Origin of the sequence: Lactobacillus juensis (genome assembly GCF_036246285.1) — a bacterium.
GTDB lineage: Bacteria > Bacillota > Bacilli > Lactobacillales > Lactobacillaceae > Lactobacillus > Lactobacillus juensis.
Window position 1 is genome coordinate 122,741 of the sequence record NZ_BTTS01000003.1, and the last position, 16,150, is coordinate 138,890.

The following is a 16,150-nucleotide window of genomic DNA, read 5'->3' on the forward strand; positions in this document are numbered from 1 at the left end:
TTGGTGATCTTGATGCAAAAATTAAAAAATATGCGCATTGGACTAATAGAACTTTGTGCGACACTCATTATTAGCGGTTTGATGATAGTAACCGGCATTATTTTGGGTCTTAATCTTGCTTCCCTCATTATTAAGCTGTTTAGTGGCTTACTAAAACTACCTGCAGTAAATTTTAATTTCATTAACGATTTTCTGCAGGTAAGTTGGGGCGTACAAGCGATAATGCTGCTGGCCGCTGTAATAATGATTGGCGGTATAGTAGTAACTTATAATTTAACCAGAACAATTTTAAAAAGTGTAGCTGCAAAAGAAGACGCATCTGCAATTTTTCAAAAACATTCAGGACTAAGAATAATTGAAATGGTTTTAGGGTTGATACTAGTAGTAACCGGCTATTTTATACTAAATTTGCCTAGTCAAAATCTGTTTAATACTTTATTGGCAGCCTTTGTCACAATTGTGTCAGGTACTTATTTACTTTGCCACTCGTTATTAAGCTTGCTGTCTGCAACTTGGTTTAACAAAATTAAGTTAACTAAAGGAAAAACGGAGCTGGGACTCCATCATTATGCCAGTGTTTTTACTATCATTTCCATACTCTTTGCCTTGACTATGGGCGCTCTGGCTTTAAGTCATGACTTTAATGCCTTTTCTCAAGATATTAAAAGGGGAACTTATTATGATGGGGTAATTGCCAGCAACACCGCCAATATTAAAAACGATGTGGCGCAACTAAAAATTAAAAAGCAACAAACATACCATTATAAAGAAACAAAAGGGCACTTTTATTTTGTTCGTAATGAATTGGTAGATAATCCAGTTAAGTACGTCAAAAGCACCGGCAGACGCAATTTTCAAGTCAAATCTATTAAGTTAGACCAATTGAATAAAAATTCTCTGGCAGGCAACAGCTTTCGCGAACTCGTTCCCAATGGTTTTAAAAATAAAACAATTGCACTTTGTTCAGCTGCAGAATTAAATAAGGTTAAAGGCAATACTAAATATCTGACTTTGGTGCAGCTAAACAGTTTTGAGAGAGATTGGCCATTTTTACTAAAAATTGAACATAAACAGGCTCAAAGTAGTCTTGCTTATAGTCACCTCTATAGCAACTCTAAGGTGGCTACTTATCAGCTAATTTTGGGGATGAGTAAAGAAATGAAAATTTTGGGCTTCTCACTGGCATTTGTATTTGGTGTAACTTTGATTGCTGTTTTGATAATAGAGGTAATAAAATTTGCTAAGAAAAACCGGGATGCTGATCAAAAATTAAAGACTCAAAAAGTATCGCAGGAAAGCAGCACTTATGGAACAGGACTTCTGTTCTTAATTCCAGCGGTATTTGGTGTCTTTGATGCTTTGTTTGGTCTAAAAATCTTTAATCAGGTTCTGCCAACAGCATATTATGAAATATGGTTACCAATAATGCTCATGACTTTAAGCTATTTTGTTTTATGCATCATGGTTGTATTTTGGCGGAAAAAAGCAGTATTTTAAAAAAGTCTGGTAAGTAAAACGCACGCTTTAACAGCGTGCGTTTGTTTTGCCTGTGAAAACAATAGAATTAATAAAAAATACTGAGAACTTTGATAAAAATAATTACAAAAACTTCTTGACATGCTAATGTTCTTTTTTTATAATTCTAAGTATTAAATTAAATTTTGGGAGGCGATTTTAATGAAAGCTAAATATTTAAATAAACGAACCAACATTAAAAATATTATTGCCCAGAGTTTAATTGCCTTGTTGTTGTCGTCTAGGACTTAGCATGATTAAATTACTTTTAGTGATTTTACATGAAAAGCCCTTGTTTGCGTCTTAATGAATGGGGCTTATCTAATAACTGATCTAAGCCTCATTCATTAAATGAATGAGGTTTTTAGTTACCAGGCTATTTGAAAAGGAGAAAATGATGAGTAAATTTTCAAAAAGATTGTTGCGTGTTTTGACGGTGGGAATGGCCGGCTTGGCACTAGCTGGTTGTTCCGTTGCAAAAAGCGGGGGAAGCAAGGGTACACACCAAGATAAAGATGTTGTCAAGGTTGGTATTAACATTGAGCTGTCTGGTACTGCTGCTGGATATGGTAGTGCTGAAAAGCAAGGCATAGTGTTAGCAGCTTCTGAAATTAATAAAGCCGGTGGAATTAATGTCAACGGGCATAAAAAGAAGCTTAAATTGCTTATCCGTGATAATAAATCCGCAATTGCTACTTCTGCTTCGGTTGCTGCACAACTGGCAACTAAAGATAAAGTGGCAGCAGTTATAGGGCCGGCTACTACTAATTGTGGTACCGCTGAGATTCCTAATATTACCAAGGCTTCTGTTCCCGGTATCAGTCCATCTGCAACGGATCCAAACTATACCAGACAAAAAAATGGCAAGGTTCAGCCTTATGTCTTTAGAGCTTGCTTCCAAGATACTTTCCAAGGAAAGAGCGCTGCTAAATTTGTCACCGATAAATTGAAAGCCAAACGAGTAGCAGTTTATGCTGATAACTCCAGTGATTATGGTACTGGTTTAGCAAAGGCCTTCAAAGATACTTATAAGGGCAAGATAGTTGATAGTCAAACGTATTCTGCAGGTGATAAAGATTTCAATGCTGTTTTAACTTCATTTAAATCTAAGAAAATCGATGCTATTTATGTACCGGGTTACTACACAGAGTTAGGTTTGATCATCAAACAAGCACGGCAAATGGGTATTAAAGCTCCAATCGTTGGCGGTGACGGTATGTGTGATCCTAAACTTGTTCAAATATCAGGTGCTAAAAACGCAACTGATATTTACTACACTACACCATTTTCAACTAATGTAGCTGCTAAGAACCCAGATTCAAAAGCTGCTAAGTTTATCAAAGCATATAAAGCTCGTTACCATGCAGATGCACCTACATTTTCAGCTTTAGCATATGATGCAGTTTACTTAGTAAAAACTGCTATTGAAGAACAAAAATCAGATGATTCGGTTAAAATTACTGAAGGTCTAGCTAAGATTAAAGACTTTGACGGTGTTACTGGCAGAATTACCATGGACAAATTCCACAATCCAGAAATGCCAATTGCTATTGAAAAATTGACTAACGGTAAAGTAAGCGACTCATTCCGTGTTGAGTAAATAAGAAAATGAAAGGAGTGCTTAAATTTGCAAACAGTTTTACAGCAAATCATTAACGCCTTGTCGCTGGGCTCGATTTATGCCCTGCTGGCTTTAGGCTACAGCATGGTTTATGGCATTATTAATTTAATTAACTTTGCCCACGGCGATATTTATATGCTAGGTGCATTCTTTGCCTACTATGTTATTAATGCTTGGCATTTTAACTTTATTACAGCACTGCTTTCTGCAATGATTATTGGTGCAGTCTCAGGCGTGGTGATTGAGTATTTTGCATACCGGCCACTACGTAAGTCACCTCGTATAGCTGTACTGATCACGGCTATCGGTGTATCGTTTTTACTGGAAAACGGTATGTCATATTTTGTAGGATCAAATGCTCGCAGTTTCCCCCAAGTAATTGAACAGGTTAATTACAATATCGGTGGAGTGCAAATTTCAAATGTTCAGATTTTGATTTTGGCTACTGCTTTAATCTTGATGGTTTCCTTGCAGGTCATTATTCAAAAGACCAAAATGGGTCGGGCTATGCGTGCAGTATCCGTAGATCCTGCTGCCGCCGAACTAGTTGGTGTTAATGTTAATCATACGATTTCATTTACCTTTGCTTTAGGGTCGGCTTTAGCTGGTGCTGCAGGTATCTTAATTGGAATGTACTACAACCAAATCGATCCTTTAATGGGGATGACACCAGGAATTAAAGCCTTTGTTGCTGCCGTACTTGGTGGAATCGGCTCAGTGCCAGGGGCTTCTATTGGTGGCTTCTTAATCGGTATCTTGGAAACATTTTTCCAGTCTATCGGTTTGTCGGCATATAAAGACTCAGTTGTTTATCTAGTATTAATAGTCATTTTGCTTTTCTTACCTGCTGGTATTTTTGGCAAAAATGCTAAAGAGAAGGTGTAGGTGGCAAAATGAAATCGAATTGGAAATACATTTTGTCGTGGCTGTTATTAATGGTAGGCGGCTTTTACTTAATCAATGCGTTGATTATGGTCGGCGTGATAGATGATTTTATTGAAAACATGCTGGTCACGATTGGAATAAATATTATTTTAGCTACCGGTTTAAACCTGATTATCGGTTTTAGTGGTCAATTTTCTCTGGGCCATGCGGGTTTTATGGCAATTGGAGCATACGCTACCGCGATTATTACTCAACGCATGAGTAGCGAAGCTGGCTTTTTAATTTCAATGCTAGTAGGTGTCCTGATAGCAATTGTAATTGCTGCGGTTATTGGTACGGCAACTTTCATTCGCTTAAAGGGTGATTATTTAGCAATCGCAACTCTAGGAGCAGCTGAAATTATCCGCAATGTCATTAATAATTTGAAAATTACTGGTGGAGCGGCAGGGTTATACAATATTCCTCAGTTATGCTCATGGCCAACTGTTTATATCTTGGTTTGTGTGACCACAATCATTTTGACAAACTTTATTCGCTCAAAAGACGGTCGGGCAATTAAAGCTGTTCGTGAAGACGAAATTGCTGCTGAAGCAATGGGAATTAATACTACTAAATGGAAATTGGCTGCTTTCGTTTTAGGTGGCGCAACTGCTGCAATAGCTGGCAGTCTCCATGCTTCATTCTTGCAAACAATATCTCCTTCAAACTTTGGTATCATGGAATCTATCTCTATCTTAGTTATTGTTGTTTTGGGTGGTGTTGGCAGTATGACTGGCACGTTTGTTGCAGCAATCGTTTTAGGCGTTTTAGATACAGTTTTACAAAGTTTCGGTGCGTTAAGAATGGTTATCTATGCAATAGTTCTGATACTAATCATGATTTTCAAACCATCAGGACTTTTGGGTAACTGGGAATTCTCTCTTAAAAATTTGACACGCCATTTTGGCAAAAAGGAAAGGAGCTAGTATATGCCACACTTATTAGATGTTGACCACGTAGTGCGCAAGTTTGGTGGGTTAACTGCAGTTAATGATGTCTCACTTCATCTGGATAAGCACGAACTAGTTGCCTTGATTGGTCCTAATGGTGCAGGTAAAACCACTTTGTTTAACTTGCTAACTGGAATGGTGCAAGTTACTAGTGGAAAGATCAACTTGCAAGTTGATGATCAAAATTATGATTTAACGCATAAAAGTGCTGTGCAAATTGCAGACTTAGGTTTATCCCGTACATTTCAAAATATTCGCTTATTTAAAGACTTAACTGTTATGGATAATGTTCTAACTGCAATGACAAATGAATACAAAGAAAACTTTTTAACAACAGTTTTTCGTTTACCCAGTTTTTATAAAACGGAAAAGGAAATGAAGGAAGCTGCGCAAAAGTTATTAGCAATCTTTGATTTAACGGATAATGAACAAACTTTGGCTAAGAACTTGCCTTATGGAACGCAAAGACGCTTGGAAATAGTACGTGCTTTGGCTACTCACCCGCAGATTCTTTTCCTGGATGAACCTGCTGCTGGTATGAACCCAGAAGAAACAGCGGATTTGACTAATCTTATTAAATATATTCAGAAGGAATTTCAGATCACGGTTTTGTTAATTGAGCATGACATGTCTTTAGTTATGAACCTGGCTGAAAGAATCTATGTACTTGATCAAGGCGAGATATTGGCTACCGGATCGCCTGAAGAAATTAAGGCCAATCCTAAAGTTGTTGAAGCATATCTAGGAGAGGGTGATGACTAGATGGCAATGTTAGAAGTTCGTGACTTGTCTGTAAATTATGGTGTTATTCAAGCTGTTAAGAATGTCAGTTTTGAAATTAACCAAGGTGAAATCGTAACCCTAATTGGAGCTAATGGAGCTGGTAAGTCAACTATTGTTAAGACAATTTCTGGCTTGTTAAAACCCAAAAGTGGTCAAATTTTCTACCTTGGCGAAGAAATAGATCACAAAAGTGCTCCGCAAATTGTGAGCGCGGGTATCTCTCAAGTAGCAGAAGGTCGGCATATTTTTGCTGGAATGACCGTAATGGAGAATCTGCAGATGGGTGCTTTTTTGCAAAAGAATCATGATGAAGTTTCAAAAACCTACAAAGACATTTTTGAACGCTTTCCAATTTTGCAGAAAAGGCGTAATCAGGATGCAGCTACCCTGTCTGGTGGTGAGCAGCAAATGTTGGCCATGGGTCGTGCCTTAATGGCAAAGCCAAAATTGTTGCTGCTTGATGAACCATCAATGGGTTTATCACCCCTGTATATTCAAGAAATATTTAAAATTATTAAAGAACTAAACGAAAAAGGTACCACTATTTTGTTGATAGAACAAAATGCTAAACAAGCTCTATCTATTGCCGATCGTGGTTATGTATTGGCAACAGGAGTAGTGCAATTAAGTGGTACTGGTCAAGAATTGTTGGCTAACCCGGAAGTACAGAAAGTATATTTTGGTGGTTAGTGGTAATCAAGTTGTTGTAATGACAATGATGTTAATTCATTGTTAAGTCAGATAGTGAAAACTATAGAGTTTACATAAAATTCTGAGGAGGTAATTGTGATGGAAACGAAATATTTTAAACAAAAAAGTAATATGAATATCTTTCAAACTCAGGATTTAGTTGCCTTGTTGTTGGAGCGCAGGACTTAACATACATGAATTACGTGATGTAATTTATAGTAGTTAAGCCCTAGTTTGCGTGTCAATGATTGGGGTTTAACTAATTGATAATTTAAGCCTCATTCATTGATTTGAATGAGGCTTTTTTGTGGTCAATTTTAGTTAAAGAATAGAAAGAATAGTTAGAAGGAACAAGATGATGGATAATATTAGCGGTATTAAGAAGATAATGAATGTTGTAATCACTGGCATGGCTGCTTTTATGCTGGCAGGCTGTACTGTTGCTAAAAGCAGTAGTGGGGATGGAACTAAGCAAGATAAAGATTCAGTCAAAATTGGCGTTAACATGGAGTTGTCTGGAGCTGCAGCCGGTTATGGCAACGCTCAAAAGCAAGGTATTCAATTAGCAGTTAGTGAAATTAATAAAAAAGGCGGCATTGATGTTAATGGTCATAAGAAAAAAATCAAACTGATCATGCGTGATAATAAAACTGCTATTTCTACTTCTGCTTCAGTTGCTGCCCAATTAGCTACAAAAGAAAAGGTAGCAGCAATTGTAGGACCGGCAACTACTAATGCTGGCACAGCTGAAATTCCTAATATTACTAAGGCTAAGGTACCAAGTGTCAGTCCTTCGGCGACAGATCCAAATTACACTTTACAAAAGAATGGTAAAGTGCAGCCATTTGTTTTTAGGGCATGTTACCAAAATAATTTTCAAGGTGGTAGTGCAGCCAAATTCGTAATGAATAACATTAAGGCAAAGAGAGTGGCTGTCTATACTGACAATTCAAGTGACTATGGTAACGGTCTTGCTAAAGCATTTAAGAAAACTTATAAAGGCAAGATAGTTGATAGTCAGACATTTTCAGAAGGTGACAAAGATTTTAACGCTGTATTAACTTCGTTTAAAGCTAAGAAAGTCGATGCTATTTACGTTCCTGGCTACTACACGGAAGTTGGCTTAATAATTAAGCAAGCGCGTCAAATTGGAATTAAGGCACCAATTGTCGGTAGTGATGGTATGGCTGATCCGAAGCTGGTACAAATTGCTGGTGCTAAAAATGCAAGTAAAATCTACTATACTACGCCATTTTCAACACAGGTAGCTGCCAAGGATCCAACTGCTTCTAAATTTATGAGTGATTTCAAGAACCGCTACCATGAAGAAGCACCAACTTTTTCTGCTTTAGCTTATGATGCGGTATATATGATTAAAGAAGCAATCGAAAATGAAAAATCCGATGATTCTGCAAAAATCACGAAGGGTCTGGAACAAATTAAAGATTTTACTGGCGTAACTGGGAAAATCACAGTAGATAAAGATCATAATCCTGAAAAACCAATTGCTGTAGAAGAATTAATTAATGGCAAAGTGGGTAAAACTTTTAAAATTGAATAAGACTTATTTTTAAACAATAAAAAAGTTAGCTTTTCTAAGAAAGAATAGCTAACTTTTTTGATTGTATAAAATATTCTCCTGTTAATTGGGGGCATCAGAGCTTTAATTTATCATATGAAACAACTTTTTTCTCTTGCTCTGTCATATTCATCACTGTAATTGAAGCGTTACGAGGGCGTTCTTTAATATCAAAATCGCTGTAACGATCGGCAATACTGTGAATTGTAAAACCGTGAGTAACGAGCAAAATATTTTCAGCCCCATCTAATTGATTGATTAATTTGAACCCCTTGTTTATTCTATCCCAATACTCTTTAGCATTTTCTGCATCATGAAAAGGATCGGCCTCTTTAATCCAGTCTTTAACAGTGTCTAATGATTCATTTTTAAGCATTTCAGCATGGCTTTTATAACCGTGGGGACCACTAATCATTTGCCAAGCAGCATCTGAATCCATACCTTCAAAATAGCCGTAAAAATGTTCACGGAAAAAAGGAGTTGCGATATGTTGAATTTCATCACGGTTAACATTGTGTTTAATGATGATGTCACAAGTGTCGCTTGCTCTTTTCATATCACTTGATAATGCAATGTCAAAAGGCACATCTTTTAAAGCTTCACCAACTTGGTCAGCGCCTGCTATTCCTTTTTCTGTTAGTGGCGTATCACACCAGCCTTGCATTTTGTTATAGCGGTTAATAAAAGTTTCACCGTGACGCACTATATATATTCTTTTCATTTTACTCCTCGCAAATTTAATATCTTATTTTTTGTATAACTTTTGAACATTTTCAACATCGACCGGTTCAATTGGGTATAAAGAACCTGTAGGATACATTACAGACACCCCATTATTATGTTTTAGTCCGATTGCATGTCCCAATTCATGTTCTACAGTATTTAAAATACGTTGGTAAGTATAACTGTATGGTGAAAAATTCTGTAAGTAATAAATATTTAACCTGGTAACTGCAGAATACATGATTCCAGTTTTGACATAATAATGAAAAGTAGTATACCCCGCATAATTGGTATTGGGACTATAAACCTGTTCAACTACAATATTAGCTTTTTTCCTGCTTTTGGCTACGGTAAAAGTAAAGGCTTTAGTATCATTCCATTCATCAATTGCATCTTTAGTAGCAGAAATTAATTCTTCATTATTATCAAGATCTATATAAATAGAAGCTTTAGGCTTTTTCCAGTGCCAAGAAGAAGCTACAGCAGCTGTACGTTTTTTCTTGGCCTTTTTACTTTTCTTTGTTTTCTTTTTAACTTTTTTTGCCTTTTTAGCAACTTTCTTGGCATAAACGGTCTGAGAAGGCCAACTAGATAACGAATTATCAGCAATCGGAGCAATTGCACTTCCAATTGTAAAAATTACAACTAGCGCACACGCTAATTTAGATAAAAAATGACCATATTTTTTCATACCTTAATCAACTCCATTACCTTACATTATATAGGAAAAATAGTAAAAGTTTCATAATTTACTGATTTTAACGCATAAATTATAATCATTATCAGGAAATTTATGCAGATTTTACTGTTTAGCTAAAAACAAATCCAAGATTTTAATATAAACCGATTTCATGGTAAAATAGAATGCAAGTTTTGGAAAATTAGGTGAGTTTATGACAAAAGCGATGGATGATAAAGAATTTGAGCAAAAGCATCTCGACAAGATTTTAAAAATGATACGGGCTAAAAAAGCCGAGTTGTCATCGTCAATTAAGTCGGCTGAAGGAGAAGCCCAAGATCTTAATTCACACTTTTTTGATGATGTAAAATTAGATTATGACGGCTATTCAACATCTATGGAGACTGCGTTGTCTATTCACCAGCAACAGCAACTGCTTGATGAACGTCAAAATGCCTGGCAGCATGCAGCAAAACAACTAAGTACTATCCAAAAATTAGAACAAAAGCCATATTTTGCCAGAGTAGACTTTAAAGAAGCAAATGAAAATCCGGAAACTATTTATATTGGTCTAGGTTCTTTTGCGGACAAAAATAATCACTTTTTGATTTATGATTGGCGCGCCCCAATTTCATCAATTTATTATGATGGTAAGATTGGCAAAGTCTCTTACATGTCACCTGAAGGTGAAATTACCGTTGATATGACCAAAAAACGGCAGTTTATGATTGAAAACGGCAAGATTGTCAACATGTTTGACACCAATGAGTCTATTGGTGACCAAATGTTGCTGGAAGTCTTAGGTGAAAAATCCGGCACGCAGATGAAATCGATTGTCACGACTATTCAGCGTGAGCAGAACAAAATCATTAGAAATACCAGTGCTGACCTATTGTTTGTTCAAGGAGCAGCTGGTTCGGGTAAAACCTCTGCAATTTTACAGAGAATTGCCTATCTGCTATATCGCTATCGCGGCAACCTTACCAGTAGTGACGTCATCATGTTTAGCCCTAATCAATTATTCAACGATTATATCAAGAATGTTTTGCCCGAGATGGGTGAACAAAACATGGTGCAAATGACTTACTGGCAGTTTGTAGCTAGAAGACTACCGGGAATGACCGTTGAAAATTTGTTTGATCAATTTGAGGATAGCAGGGCTGATTCTGCAATTAGTCAATTTAAGGATTCAACAAATTTCTTTAATTTACTGCATCATTATGCTAAACACCTCAATAAACGCGGCGTAATTTTTAAAAATATTTACTTCCGTAATAAAAAGAAACCATTTTTTACGAAAGAAAAAATCAGTGAACTCTATTATTCATTTAATTCCAATTATAATTTGAGCAATAGAATTGATGCTACACGCGAAGGATTAATAAAATCGCTCAATCGCAAGATTAACAGTGAAACTAAAAAGGCCTGGGTGTCTGATGCCATCCAAAATCTTAGTCAAGAGCAGCTCAATGCTTTATATGATCGTCCAGACCAAGAGTTTGAATCAGAGGAAAAAGAAGAAAAATTCCTCAGCCGTAAAATTGTCGTGAAGGCACTTGATAAAGTTTTCCAGCAAATTAGACGGAATAATTTTATTAATATGCGTGCCCAATATTTGAACTTTTTACGTGCTGTGCCTAAAATGACTGACCTAAGTAAATGGCAAATTGCAGAAGTAGATTGGCAAAAACACATCGAAGAAGTTAAGCAAAGCTTTATGAAGCATTATATTCATATGAATGATGTTTCAGCCTACTTGTATCTTTATGATCTAATCACAGGTCGTCATGTAGATTATGAAATGCGTTATGCTTTTATTGACGAGATTCAGGATTATACGCCGTTTCAACTTTGCTACCTGAAATATAATTTCCCTCGTGCTAAATTTACGATGTTGGGCGATTTAAACCAGGCTATTTTTACCAAAGATGAAAGTAGAAGTCTGCTTAAGCAGATCAGTGGTTTATTTGATCCTGAAAAAACTGATGTCGTCCAGTTAACTAAATCTTATCGTTCAACAAAACAGTTGACTGAATTTACTAAGCAAATCCTGCGGCAAGGTGAAAAAATTGAATCATTTGACCGTCAGGGGCCTAAGCCCGCTCTTTGGCAACGCTGCGATGATGTTGCTGCAATCAAGGTACTGGAAGAAATACTAGATGAAAATAATCAGGCTAACATGACAACTGCAATTATTACCAAGGACTTGGCCAGCGCTAAAATTGTGGCAGAAAAGCTCCAAGAAGATAAAGTGAAAGCAACATTGATTGCTACTGCCAATCAGCGCTTAGTTGAGGGCACTTTAGTTATTCCATCCTATTTAGCTAAAGGCTTGGAGTTTGATGCCGTTATTATGTGGGCTGCCTCAAAAGAAAATTATCATCGCATTGATGAAACGCAACTTGTATACACAATAACTTCTCGGGCGATGTACAAGCTTGATATTATTTATACTAACGAAAAGAGTCCACTTCTGGAAGTAGACCGAAAAACTTATATAGAAAAGTAGGAAGATTTTATGACTGACAGTGAAAAATTTACCTTCAAGCGGGTTGTGCAAATGACAGGTCGCGAAATGTTTTGTGTAGCTCGTTTACGAATAGATACGTTTGTAACCGAGCAGGAAATAACAGTACCAGAACTTGACGATCAAGATTTAGACTCAATTCAGGTCTATTTGCTTAATGCAGAAAAAACAAATGCCTTGGCCGTTTGCCGTATTTTTCCAGAAAATGGTAAGTGGATGCTAGGCAGAGTAGCAGTAGCTGCAACATCCCGCGGGCAAAAGCTGGGAACCAAAATGATGAAACAGGTTCATGAATACCTGCGTGATCAGGGGATCGACCGGCTTTATTGTCATGCACAATGGCAGGCCAAGCCCTTCTATGATTTTTTAGGCTATCACACTGAAGGCGAGCCATTTGTAGAGGCTGACATTAAGCATGTTATGATGTATAAAGACTTATAAAAATGATAACTTGCACTACATTTGTGCAAGTTTTTCTTTAATTGCTGCCACAACCAAATCAATTAAAATTTGATTTCCCGCAGCAGTAAGATGTTGCCCATCTTCTTGATAGTACGAAGATAAATTTTCTAACTGGCAAAAATTGGCGATCAAGTTAATAAAAGGAATATGATACTTGCGTGCACAATCTGCGGCAATTTGATTGTATACTTTCATATCTTCAAGGTTATAGTATTGCATGATGTCCTTGTTATTAGGATCTTCATAAGATGGACCTGCAATAATCATTTTAGCGCTACCGATAGTTTCAACCATGTGATCCAGGTTCTGAGCATAAGCAGTGCTGCTAATCCCCCAATCACTTGACATGTCGTTTGTACCGTATTCAAGTACTACTATGTCAGCATCTTGGGGAATTAAATTTAGGCGTTTCTTGCCTTCAGCAGTAGTAGCACCACTTAAGGATAAGTTTATAATTTGTGCATCTGCGTCTAGGTTTTTTTGCACACCTGCAGTTATGACATTGGTATCATGACCAGCATGGTAGCCATTAAATATAGAATCGCCAAAAAGAATTATCTTTTTCATAGTTTTGCCTTTCTTTTTACTTAGAAAAATTAATTAGGAAACATTATACTTCTATTTTACTATATTGATAAACATAAAATTTAAGGACATTAGGATGAAAAATTATTTACAATTTAACAGGGAAAAATGGCAGTCTTTTTCTGCCACTGAATCGGTTAAGATTACTAAAGAAGAACTGGCAAAGATAAAATCTTTGGGAGATATTATCAATTTAACTGACGTACAAGAAGTTTACAGCAGTTTAATTGAGTATCTTTATTTAGTTTATCAGGATAAACGGTCTCTGCAACAAAAGCAAAGCGAGTTTTTGCAGCAGAAAGTTGCTAGCGCACCTTTTATTATTGGTATTTCTGGTTCAGTAGCAGTGGGTAAATCTACCACTGCCAGACTTTTACAAGTATTGCTTAGCCGGACATACCCAGGCTTGAAAGTACACTTGATGACCACAGACGGTTTCATTTATTCTAACCAGGAGTTGGCAAGACGCAATCTGACTGACCGCAAGGGTTTTCCTGAAAGTTATAATATGAAATTGCTTACTGATTTTCTCCAAGATGTATTGAGTGGCAAAAAAGATATTGTTTATCCACTTTATTCTCAGGAATTGAGTGATATTGTGCCTGGGGAATATGGCCACGTGTGTGAACCCGATATTTTAATTATTGAGGGCATTAATACGCTGCAATTGCCTACCAATGGCCAAATTGTGACAAGTGACTTTTTTGATTTTTCAATTTATATTGATGCTCCTGAGGATCTGATTGAAAAGTGGTTTATGCAGCGTTTCGTCAGGGTAATGGAACTAAATAAAAATAATCCGCATAATTTTTATTATGAGATGGCTAATGGTCCCAGGGATGAAGCCTTAAAGTTTGCAGAGGAAACTTGGCAAATGGTGAACTTGGTCAACTTACGTGAGTATATTGCTCCAACAAAGCAACGCGCCAGCTTGATTTTGCATAAAACTGCAGGTCATGTTATCGACCAAATTTATCTTAAACAAATCTAATGTGTGCCTTTACAAAGAGTAATTTATAATAGGCTTTGAAAGTGTGAAGTTAAGAGTAATACAGGAGGAACAAATGTTACTGTTAAACAGAAGTGATATTGAAAAATGTTATTCCTTAGAAGATTGCATTGATGCAGTGGCCGATGCCTTTAAATATTTTTCTGCAGGTAAAGTAGACGTGCCACTAAGAACTCAGATTCTTAAGCAAAATGGTAAAGATACCTTCTTGTGTATGCCAGCTTTTTGTGAAGAATATGATGCTGCTTGTGTGAAAGTGTTGAACATGTTTCCTGAAAATATTAATCAAGGCTTGCCTTCAATTAATGCTCAGGTATTAAATATTGATACCAAAACTGGCATAGTGAATGCGATTTTGGATGGTAATTATGTTACCCAATTGCGTACTGGCTCTGCTTCTGGTGTAGCGTTGAAATATTTGGCAAAAAAGAATTGCAAAAAGGGTGCGTTAATTGGTACGGGAGGACAAGCTGCTACACAGCTTGAAGCAATGCTGATTGTACGTGACCTAGATGAAGTTGCAGTTAGTGATCTCGATTTTGAACGTGCCCAAGAGTTTGCTGGGAAAATGCAAGAGCAATTAGCGCAATACCATACCAAAATCACTGCAGTTAAGACAGGAAATGAAGCCGTGAAGGATGCAGATGTGATTATATCTGTTACACCGTCAACTAAACCGGTTTATGATGCTCAATTTATTAAAAAAGGGGCAACTATTTGCGGCGTTGGTGCTTACCAACCACAAATGGAAGAAACCCCGGCTGAACTAGTCACTAAAGCAAATAAAATTTACTTTGATTCTAAAGATGCTGTTTTGGCAGAATCTGGCGATATAATTATCCCGTTAAATAAGGGCATGGTTACAAATAATAGTTTTACCGGTGAGATTGGTCAAGTCGTCAGTGGCGACTTAATAGGGCGTGAAAACGATGACGAAATAATTTTCTTTGAAACTGTTGGCATTGCCGCTCAAGACCTGATGGCAACGAAGTCAATTTATGATAAAGCCGCAAAGCAAAAGGTAGGCACTAAAGTTAATATGTAATTTTATTAACAAATCACTATTTGGTCTACATTAAAATCATTAATCACTGATTTAGTGGTGTTGATAAAGTCCAAATTTTGTTATACTAATCATTATGAGCAAGATTTTTTTACTATTAATTAAAAAATTTGCTTTACCTCCAGCGTGGTTTTCTTAAAATCAGTAATTAATTTAGAAAAAGATTTAAAGGAGTAAAAAATGGTACAAGCAATTAACTTAAAAAAAGGTATGGTTTTTAGTCAAGATGGCAAACTAATTCGTGTTTTAAAGGCCAATCATCATAAGCCGGGAAAAGGCAACACTGTTATGCAAATGGATTTGCGTAATGTGGAAAGTGGTGCTGTTGTTCATAAAACTATGCGTCCAACCGAGAAAGTAGATTTAGTCGAAATTACCAAGAAAAATGTGCAGTATCTTTATAATGAAGGTGATATTTATACTTTCATGGATACTGAAACCTATGAGCAATATGAGGTTTCAGCAGAACAACTAGGTGATGACAAACTTTACCTGATGCCTAATATCGAAGTTCAATTGGAGTTTGCTAATGACAGCAAGTTGCTTGGTGTGGAATTACCATCAACTGTCACAATGAAAGTAGCTCATACTGAACCGGGCATTAAAGGTGCAACTGTTACCGGTTCCGGCAAACCAGCTACTATGGAAACAGGCTTGGTAGTTCAGGTCCCAGACTTCATTAAGGAAGGTGAAGAACTGGTTATCAATACGGCAGAAGGAGCCTATAAGTCAAGAGCCGAAGGTGGCAAGTAATTTTATTTATAATTAGCTGAATAATTAATTGACGTAACCGTAAAAGTTACGTCTTTTTTGATATAAAATTTCGCCTATAGCATTTCTTATTATGAACGTAAAGCAACATGGAAAATTAACTTAAAGCTGCAATTAGCTAGTTTAGTTTGTAGACATAATTCAATAGATTTAAAATGTGATTTTGGTATCAAGGACAAAAAAGCTTGTCATTTTACTTTGACTGAAGTTTTTGCACTTTAGATATGAGTATATAATAAAATTAAATAAACCGTTCATACTTGGAGACT

At 36.5% G+C, this 16,150-nt stretch carries 15 protein-coding genes; 12 read left to right on the forward strand and 3 right to left on the reverse strand.

The features are described 5' to 3' along the window. Positions 1 to 12 precede the first annotated feature (12 nt). From AAA926_RS08420 to AAA926_RS08450, 7 genes are all read left to right on the forward strand, one after another. Positions 13 to 1,497 carry a hypothetical protein gene (locus tag AAA926_RS08420; protein ID WP_338207134.1) on the forward strand — a complete coding sequence of 495 codons (1,485 nt, stop codon included), beginning with the start codon at positions 13 to 15 and terminating at the stop codon, positions 1,495 to 1,497. A gap of 415 nt (positions 1,498 to 1,912) precedes the next feature. Further along, positions 1,913 to 3,115, forward strand: a complete 1,203-nt coding sequence (locus AAA926_RS08425) for an ABC transporter substrate-binding protein (protein ID WP_338207135.1) — start codon at positions 1,913 to 1,915, stop codon at positions 3,113 to 3,115. Between the two features lie 27 nt (positions 3,116 to 3,142). Continuing rightward, the gene (locus AAA926_RS08430; RefSeq protein ID WP_034979008.1) at positions 3,143 to 4,021 is read left to right on the forward strand and encodes a branched-chain amino acid ABC transporter permease; all 879 of its coding nucleotides are present in this window, start codon (positions 3,143 to 3,145) and stop codon (positions 4,019 to 4,021) included. Between the two features lie 8 nt (positions 4,022 to 4,029). Beyond that, positions 4,030 to 4,986: a branched-chain amino acid ABC transporter permease gene (locus AAA926_RS08435; protein ID WP_034979007.1), complete on the forward strand. Its 957-nt coding sequence runs from the start codon at positions 4,030 to 4,032 to the stop codon at positions 4,984 to 4,986. Positions 4,987 to 4,989: 3 nt separating this feature from the next. Beyond that, positions 4,990 to 5,772: an ABC transporter ATP-binding protein gene (locus AAA926_RS08440; RefSeq protein ID WP_046331508.1), complete on the forward strand. Its 783-nt coding sequence runs from the start codon at positions 4,990 to 4,992 to the stop codon at positions 5,770 to 5,772. Beyond that, a complete protein-coding gene (locus AAA926_RS08445) occupies positions 5,773 to 6,483 on the forward strand; it encodes an ABC transporter ATP-binding protein (protein ID WP_034979002.1) in 711 nt (236 codons plus the stop codon). A gap of 358 nt (positions 6,484 to 6,841) precedes the next feature. Further along, the gene (locus tag AAA926_RS08450; RefSeq protein ID WP_370466835.1) at positions 6,842 to 8,044 is read left to right on the forward strand and encodes an ABC transporter substrate-binding protein; all 1,203 of its coding nucleotides are present in this window, start codon (positions 6,842 to 6,844) and stop codon (positions 8,042 to 8,044) included. A gap of 94 nt (positions 8,045 to 8,138) precedes the next feature. Here AAA926_RS08450 and AAA926_RS08455 read toward each other — a convergent pair whose 3' ends face one another. Then, positions 8,139 to 8,783 carry a histidine phosphatase family protein gene (locus tag AAA926_RS08455; RefSeq protein ID WP_198180294.1) on the reverse strand — a complete coding sequence of 215 codons (645 nt, stop codon included), beginning with the start codon at positions 8,781 to 8,783 and terminating at the stop codon, positions 8,139 to 8,141. Between the two features lie 24 nt (positions 8,784 to 8,807). After that, the gene (locus AAA926_RS08460; RefSeq protein ID WP_198180296.1) at positions 8,808 to 9,476 is read right to left on the reverse strand and encodes a M57 family metalloprotease; all 669 of its coding nucleotides are present in this window, start codon (positions 9,474 to 9,476) and stop codon (positions 8,808 to 8,810) included. A 202-nt stretch (positions 9,477 to 9,678) separates the two neighbouring features. Between AAA926_RS08460 and helD the strand changes: the two genes are divergently transcribed. Then, the gene (helD, locus tag AAA926_RS08465) at positions 9,679 to 11,973 is read left to right on the forward strand and encodes an RNA polymerase recycling motor HelD (RefSeq protein ID WP_198180297.1); all 2,295 of its coding nucleotides are present in this window, start codon (positions 9,679 to 9,681) and stop codon (positions 11,971 to 11,973) included. Between the two features lie 9 nt (positions 11,974 to 11,982). Continuing rightward, a complete protein-coding gene (locus AAA926_RS08470) occupies positions 11,983 to 12,432 on the forward strand; it encodes a GNAT family N-acetyltransferase (RefSeq protein WP_198180298.1) in 450 nt (149 codons plus the stop codon). Between the two features lie 15 nt (positions 12,433 to 12,447). Here AAA926_RS08470 and AAA926_RS08475 read toward each other — a convergent pair whose 3' ends face one another. After that, the gene (locus tag AAA926_RS08475; RefSeq protein ID WP_198180299.1) at positions 12,448 to 13,020 is read right to left on the reverse strand and encodes an SGNH/GDSL hydrolase family protein; all 573 of its coding nucleotides are present in this window, start codon (positions 13,018 to 13,020) and stop codon (positions 12,448 to 12,450) included. A 94-nt stretch (positions 13,021 to 13,114) separates the two neighbouring features. On the opposite strand from AAA926_RS08475, the gene coaA reads away from it, so the two are divergent. The 3 genes from coaA (at position 13,115) to efp (ending at position 15,863) form a co-directional block, all read left to right on the forward strand. After that, positions 13,115 to 14,029 (forward strand): type I pantothenate kinase, encoded by a 915-nt coding sequence (coaA, locus tag AAA926_RS08480; protein WP_198180300.1) that lies wholly within the window; start codon positions 13,115 to 13,117, stop codon positions 14,027 to 14,029. 73 nt (positions 14,030 to 14,102) lie between these two features. Further along, positions 14,103 to 15,092: an ornithine cyclodeaminase family protein gene (locus AAA926_RS08485; protein WP_338212325.1), complete on the forward strand. Its 990-nt coding sequence runs from the start codon at positions 14,103 to 14,105 to the stop codon at positions 15,090 to 15,092. Between the two features lie 198 nt (positions 15,093 to 15,290). Continuing rightward, positions 15,291 to 15,863, forward strand: coding sequence for an elongation factor P (efp, locus tag AAA926_RS08490; RefSeq protein WP_198180302.1), 573 nt, complete (start codon positions 15,291 to 15,293; stop codon positions 15,861 to 15,863). Positions 15,864 to 16,150: the final 287 nt, after the last annotated feature.

Excerpts from the sequence above, each read along its gene's own strand:
- AAA926_RS08425 (WP_338207135.1), top strand. The coding sequence starts at position 1,913 with ATGAGTAAATTTTCAAAAAGATTGTTGCGTGTTTTGACGGTGGGAATG.
- AAA926_RS08450 (WP_370466835.1), top strand. The coding sequence starts at position 6,842 with ATGGATAATATTAGCGGTATTAAGAAGATAATGAATGTTGTAATCACT.
- AAA926_RS08420 (WP_338207134.1), top strand. The coding sequence starts at position 13 with ATGCAAAAATTAAAAAATATGCGCATTGGACTAATAGAACTTTGTGCG.
- coaA (WP_198180300.1), top strand. The coding sequence starts at position 13,115 with ATGAAAAATTATTTACAATTTAACAGGGAAAAATGGCAGTCTTTTTCT.
- AAA926_RS08460 (WP_198180296.1), bottom strand. The coding sequence starts at position 9,476 with ATGAAAAAATATGGTCATTTTTTATCTAAATTAGCGTGTGCGCTAGTT.
- AAA926_RS08455 (WP_198180294.1), bottom strand. The coding sequence starts at position 8,783 with ATGAAAAGAATATATATAGTGCGTCACGGTGAAACTTTTATTAACCGC.
- AAA926_RS08475 (WP_198180299.1), bottom strand. The coding sequence starts at position 13,020 with ATGAAAAAGATAATTCTTTTTGGCGATTCTATATTTAATGGCTACCAT.
- AAA926_RS08485 (WP_338212325.1), top strand. The coding sequence starts at position 14,103 with ATGTTACTGTTAAACAGAAGTGATATTGAAAAATGTTATTCCTTAGAA.
- AAA926_RS08470 (WP_198180298.1), top strand. The coding sequence starts at position 11,983 with ATGACTGACAGTGAAAAATTTACCTTCAAGCGGGTTGTGCAAATGACA.
- helD (WP_198180297.1), top strand. The coding sequence starts at position 9,679 with ATGACAAAAGCGATGGATGATAAAGAATTTGAGCAAAAGCATCTCGAC.
- AAA926_RS08445 (WP_034979002.1), top strand. The coding sequence starts at position 5,773 with ATGGCAATGTTAGAAGTTCGTGACTTGTCTGTAAATTATGGTGTTATT.
- AAA926_RS08435 (WP_034979007.1), top strand. The coding sequence starts at position 4,030 with ATGAAATCGAATTGGAAATACATTTTGTCGTGGCTGTTATTAATGGTA.
- AAA926_RS08440 (WP_046331508.1), top strand. The coding sequence starts at position 4,990 with ATGCCACACTTATTAGATGTTGACCACGTAGTGCGCAAGTTTGGTGGG.
- efp (WP_198180302.1), top strand. The coding sequence starts at position 15,291 with ATGGTACAAGCAATTAACTTAAAAAAAGGTATGGTTTTTAGTCAAGAT.